Source organism: Parasutterella muris (assembly GCF_943193095.1).
GTDB classification, from domain to species: Bacteria; Pseudomonadota; Gammaproteobacteria; order Burkholderiales; family Burkholderiaceae_F; genus Parasutterella; species Parasutterella muris.
In genome coordinates this window covers 1-6,171 of the sequence record NZ_CALPCV010000050.1, presented here as the reverse complement: position 1 = coordinate 6,171, position 6,171 = coordinate 1, and the positions used below count along the sequence as shown (strand labels likewise).

General features: G+C 44.4%; 4 protein-coding genes. All 4 read right to left on the bottom strand.

Going from position 1 to position 6,171, the window contains the following annotated elements:
- Window positions 1-558 precede the first annotated feature (558 nt).
- From NFR90_RS11330 to NFR90_RS11315, 4 genes are read right to left on the bottom strand one after another with little or no spacing between them, the layout of a single operon-like run.
- Entirely contained in the window at window positions 559-1,491 is a 933-nt protein-coding gene (locus NFR90_RS11330; RefSeq protein ID WP_251453105.1) for a hypothetical protein, read from the bottom strand.
- Window positions 1,431-2,459: a hypothetical protein gene (locus NFR90_RS11325; protein ID WP_251453104.1), complete on the bottom strand. Its 1,029-nt coding sequence runs from the start codon at window positions 2,457-2,459 to the stop codon at window positions 1,431-1,433. The genes NFR90_RS11330 and NFR90_RS11325 overlap by 61 nt, the downstream gene beginning before the upstream one ends.
- Window positions 2,459-5,719 (bottom strand): DUF8727 domain-containing protein, encoded by a 3,261-nt coding sequence (locus NFR90_RS11320; RefSeq protein ID WP_251453103.1) that lies wholly within the window; start codon window positions 5,717-5,719, stop codon window positions 2,459-2,461. The genes NFR90_RS11325 and NFR90_RS11320 overlap by 1 nt, the downstream gene beginning before the upstream one ends.
- Entirely contained in the window at window positions 5,712-5,912 is a 201-nt protein-coding gene (locus NFR90_RS11315; protein WP_251453102.1) for a hypothetical protein, read from the bottom strand. The genes NFR90_RS11320 and NFR90_RS11315 overlap by 8 nt, the downstream gene beginning before the upstream one ends.
- Between the last annotated feature and the right edge of the window lie 259 nt (window positions 5,913-6,171).

The window sequence follows — 6,171 nt, the reverse complement described above, 5'->3', positions numbered from 1 at the left end:
ATGATGAAGTAGATTTCCTGATTGTTATTTTCTTCGGTGATGAAGAAATTTTCTTTACCGCGAAGGGACTGAACGCCGTAGTAAGCGTTTTCCGGTACTTCTAAATCACCAATGAAATCATGTTCAATACGAGTCATTTACTAAACTCCTCTATTTAAAAAAGAACCCGTGTATTCCGGGTTATCCGATCAGCCGCGCCGGTCCTAAAACCGTGGTCATGCGCCACTGAATGTTTTAATAGGACTCGACGCACCCGGTCAAATCCTGCTTATGAATGAGAATCTTTTAATATGCTTCTCTTTCATGGCTGTGTATTTTAGTCTTAATCGAAAGAAAAATATATGGTTATTCCGACAAGCTAAGGGAAAACGAGATACCTATAAAATAAGTATGGTATCGACTATAACTCTTTGGTTTATTGCGTATTTCTTAATTAGCTTGTTAATTTAAAAGGTAATTTTTGCACCAAAGTGAGCAAATTGACAATGGTTTACCCATATGCCAAAGGGAGTATGGAGATCGAATTTTCTAATAGCGGTGCAGGAATTTCTTTGATGATTAAGAGGTCTCGAAACGGCATAAAAATTTAGACAGCATTTCGGTCAAGCCGTTAGGCGCATAGGCTTCGTTCACTTCGACGACATTAATCTTTTCAGCTGAGAAAATTTCAAAAGCCCCTGCGCCGACATTCCAAAGCGGATGTCGGCGCGACCTTTCATACTCCTTAGTATATTTTCCGCAAACGAGCAGCAGGCCTTCAATGCGGTCAGACGCATTGATCGGTGTAATGCCGAGAATGTATTTGAAAATCAGCGGCAGAAGCTGAGCGGAGATTACGGACGCAAGGTTGGAAAACTTCGCGTCAAGGATTAAGTAGTAGGACTTTCCTTCGTCATTGAGCTTCAGCACATAGTCCGGCGTGTAGAAGGCCTCTTCTTTAGCGTTTGACCGCAGAGTCAGCGGACAAGCGGAAGAAGAAGAAATGTAGGCCGTGCTGTTTCTGAATAGTCCTGTCAGGACGTTCTCTTCTCTGCTGCAGGAAATGACGGGTTCGAAGAAAAGCTGCAGTGTTTTTTCTCCGCGTACAAATTCAAAATAATTACAAGGCGGATTACCGGTATTCTTTTGAAGCTGAAGCCAATTTTCAAATTTCTTTTCGGTCATACTCCAACCAAGTCGGGTCAGTTCTTCAATAATCTTGATAAGCAGGTAATGCTCGTAGAGTTTTGAGCTTTCGCTGACAGTCGACATCACGAACTGGGCCGACCCGGAATTAAGACGGTTTCCATACCATTCCCGCATCACAGCGTAGATCTGCCGATATTGCGGAATATTGAGAAAAACCGGCGTCGGTTTCGGCGTAAAACCGCCTTTAAGTCGCGTAACCGGAAGGAATCTGGAGTATTGAAAATGAATTTTTTTAATTTCTTTTAAAGCTTCCAGCAGTTTTTGGCTAATCTCGTTATAAAGCCCTTTATATTCTTCAAGCACAATGCTTGAAGTGTTGATATAGAACTCGTCGGATAGTGAAAGCAGCGGCAAGCCTTCAAAAACTGTCCCAGATTGTCCGCCACACCTTTAGTTTTAAGAATCACGTCTTCGAGAAAACTGACGACAACCCGGTTTTCATAAACATCAAAATTAAGTTTGTTTTTGAAAACCAAAGTCTTTCTTGGCAGGTAAAAGAAAGAGCCGATTTGAATGCCGTTTTTTTCATGAGTCGGTTCAAGTTCGTCCGGATGATTCGCGATAAAAAACAAGGTTTCCGGTTTTACTTCGGTCAGCTTTTCAAAGTTATCGATGCTTCCGTTCATTTCCAAACGAGCACGGCTGTTTGAAGAGAAAAAGACAGCGTTGTAAGAATAGACGCTAATGATCTTTTTCAGGGTGAGCAGATAACGATCAAAAATTTTTATCAGTTCGGACTCATCATCAGAATCAGCCGATCTTGAAAGAAGCGTCACATTCTCACTGTATAGCAGTGCGCTGTTTTTGCGGACTTTTTCGTAGATGCCGTAAAGGTTCTCACTCTCTACTCCCCTTGCGAGGCAGACAGAAAAATAATCGGAGTAAAGCCGGAGTGTCTCTTCGGAATCATCTCGACGAAGAGTCAGTTCCAAATAAACCAGTCCGAGACTGTTTGAGAATATTTTTTTATATTCAGTCGAAAAATTCGCCCCTTGTTTGAAATAATGACGAGCCGTGTCAGCTCGTCCTTTGTAAACGGACTGGCTTTCTATTGATATATCAAAGAGATCAAAGGAGTCAAGAAATTCCTCAGACGCAAATTCAACCGCATAAGAAACGTCGTCATACACGCTGACAATAGTTTGTCCGCTGATGAAACGGTCGATTGTCGGCTTTTCTCTATGAAAAATCAGAGGCAGCTCTTCACTTTCATCAGATCCGGGAACGGATTTTCTAAGCGCTGCTGAGATTTGGATGTCCCAATCTGACATTAGAAGTATCCGAAGTAGTCCATTCGGCTTTCGCCCTGGCTGATGATCTGCTCAAGAATGCCTGCAGATTTGGTCAGTTTTGTGTCGCTAAGCCAGTACTGAAGCTCGTTCAGCTGCTCCTTATAGCCTTCCCCGACGCCGTTGATTGTGGGCAGAAGCTTCTGCGCGATCGCGTAATCCAGTGAGAGCAGCTCAGAGCTCTGTCCGTCGCCGCTCTTCATCAAGGCAGATGATGTCTGGATGAAATTTGCCATTGAGAATTGTGTTCTCGGAGAAACCTGAACACCGAGATTGTTAAACATCGACTTTGCCGTTTGGAGAAGTTCTGTGACGCTGCCGGAGAGATTCACCGAGCTTGTCTTGCCGAAAGTGGCAAGGAAATTCTGCCAATTGATCGGTTCAAAATCGGTCGCTTCGGACATTTCGCTGGAAGAATGTTCGGTGACGCTATCGGTGTCAGGCAGCGTAATAATCCAAGCTCTGTCAATAAGACGCGGCGAGAGATTTTCTGTGGTGTGGTCGTTATTGATGGTCGCGAGAAAGCGCAGCGTGTCGGGAATCTTAAAGCTCATATCGTTTCCGAGCGAGATGTAGCTGAAGCTATCGCGCACGTCGCAGATATTCATAAAGTCTGCGAAGTAGTACTCCATCGGACTGAGGTTGGCTTCGTCAAGCAGTATAAAGTAAGGAAGCTCTTGGAATCCGACGCCGCACTCAGCATCCAGCTGGCGGAAGCATTCGATGCGATGCAGGTCCTGGCTCTCAAAGCGTCTGGTTAGCGGGTTGTAGTATCCGATCAAATCGCGTTTTGAAGTCCAGCCCTTCTCTACGGACACAGGAACATAACGATTGGCGAGTTCGCGCTGTTCGTTCCATAGTGCGGGCACCTCCTGCTCTTTAGCAATTGAATTTAGGCCGAGATTGACCGCAATCAAATTGCACATAGAAGTCTTGCCCGAACCCGGAGTTCCGGAAAATACCGTCAGGAAGTTCTGCGCGATACAGACAAACATGTTGGTGAACTCGTTCGGATCATACTTTCTGAATCGACTCAGGCGTTTGATCAGTTCATCATTTAGCGCTCTGCCGGTGAGAGAAGATTTCTTGATCTGCTTTAAGAAGTTCACACGGTTTCTTGTCGCTTCCGTATTCCTTTCGTCGTTCCACCGGTTGGCAGCTGCCATAATTTTTGCAGTCACTTGGCCGTCGAAAGCGAGATCGGCTACCGTCCTTACAGTTTCATTGATCTTCTTGTTGAATCCTTCGAGCTGAGTATCGAAGTCTTCACGTTCTTTCTTAACCTGAGCGAGTTCTTCATTGGCCAGCCTAACCTCTTTGCGGATGCGGACCAATTCACCTCGTTCATCATCTCGAGCCTTACGGATGTCTTTTATCTCTTTTAGGTCTTCCAAACGGCTCTCGAGCAGTTCAATTTCTTTTTCAAGCTCGCTTTTGCGGCGTTTATTTGCCGCTTCGCGTTCTTTATCTTTTTTGCGATGTTCCAGCTCGGAAATTTGTCTCTGGAGATCCTCGCGTTTGTCCTCGAGCTCTTTGAGATCTTCCATGATCAGCTTGTGGGCCGGAAGCGATTTAAGAACGTCCTGATCAGTTATGACACGTTTATAAATTTCCTCGAACAGTTCGGGTTTTCTCTTTGCTGCTGAGCTCATTGCCGAGCTGATCATCTCGACGATTTGCTCAATTTGTCTGGATTCCGGAAGATTCAGCTGCAGGTATTTGAGCAGTCTTAGTGCACGCTGTTTGGTAATGACGGAGCCGGAATCAAAGAAACCGTTATTAAGATTATCGAGCATCCAACGAGAAATGACTTCGGGAGTTCCGTTTGCACGCGGGATTTTCCGGATGAATTCCTTGACGAGCGCTTCATCAGAAACCATATCCACTGTCGTTTTGCGAACCAGAAGCGGATTGGTGAAAATCATTTTTAAGTTGACAAGAACATTGATGCCTTCAACTTTAAAGATCGGACTGACCGGCGCATCGGGTCTTTCTTCGAAGCAGTCGACAATGCCTCTGTTTTCCGAAGATGTCAGCGGAGCGACATAGAGTCGTTTCAAGGCATCTTCTTTTAAGGAAAGAGGTCCGTAATATTTGTTATTTAGTTTCAGAACAACGAACTGTCCTCTGGCCAAATCGGAGAGTTCCGGACGAATATATGTTAAGCTGTCGAGTTTGATTTCAATTTTCTTATCCAGGGACACGGACTCGGGGTCAACCGGTTCTACGATATAAAAAGCCTGCCAATATCCGTTTTCACGGTCGTCAAAGGCGGCATTTCGGACTTCTTTTTTTGCAAAAAGCGAATAGATATCGAGAGTAAATTTGCTCTTGTTTTCGAAAAACGTACTTTCAAGTTCGGAATCTTCGAAGGGGATGTTGAGAAGAATTCCGTTGGCCAGCGTTAACCGTTCCTTTCTGCCGACTCGATTTGCGTCTCCCAAGAGAATATTGGCCATCTCGGGATACAGTTCTTTGGCATTTTCGATTTTGGAAGGAAGTCCGTTATTCCATCTGCAAAGCGGATAAAAATTGCAGATAGTTGAGCTGTTGAAGCATCTAAGCAGTCCGGTCACCATAGGGCGTTTGATCTGTCGGATTGCCGCTTCTTCAGTCTCTAAATCTGCCAGCGCGCATTCTTCTTCGAGTTTATCCAGATGCCTTTTAATATCCGTATCAAACTGATCGGAGTCGCTTGTCGCAGCGTCCGTTTTATTCGTCAGTTCTTTTAGCTCTTCTTCCAGCGTGGGGATTTTATTATCTTCAGTTGTTTCCGGAGCGGCTGAAGAAATATCGGCGTTTTGATTTCCTGCCTCTTCGGAAGTTTCGACAGAAGAAGTACCGTTCGATTCTTTTAATCCTTCAGTTTTAGAGGGCTCGTTTTGTTTATCTGCGGCGCTGCATCCCTGCTTCGGTTCAGTATTTTGTGATTTTTGCTGCTCTAAGAATGCAGCAGGAGTTAGTTCATCAAGAGGTTCATCGAATACCGGCTTGTTGATTCGATTGACAAAATCTGTATAGGAATCCGTCACCAAACCCCAAAGCGCCAAGGTCATTCGATGTCTGGTTTGAGATGGTATTTCATTTTCATCAAAAACTATTTTCAACTGCTGAGCAATCTCAAGGGATAATTCGTCACTCTTTTTCGAGTCATCAGATTCACTTGCAAGAACCTGAGCCCACATGGCATCCAGGAGCTGAGGATACGGCTGAAACAGCAGCTCGGCGACGCGCTCAGTCAACGTGCGCCAGTTTTGTTTTTTTTTCCAGTACGCCGTCGTTGATGACTTTTTCGAGCTGAGGTTTTGTAATTGAGCCGATTTTTATATTGCGGCGATTGGCGACTAAAATTTTCTTTACCAGTTTTGTTATCTGTTTAGAGTCGCGGTCGCCTTTGAGGAGGTCAAAAATCGGGCCAACCAGATTTTCGTTCATGCCTGTTCCTTTTTATTTATTTTTTCGGCATCTTTCCCTGATTCTGAAGTGAGAGATCAGTCAGATTATTTCCGAAACATGTAATTATTAGATCCTTGGTATTTTCTGAAATTATCGCTGATCAGACAGGAAATGAAAAATCAACAGGCAAAAAAAATCCCGACATTGCTGTCGGGACTTTTTATCCTGAATTCCCAAAAACTAGATCATAAATATTACTAGTAGTTACACACAGTGCCCAAATTGCCCGTAAACCGGG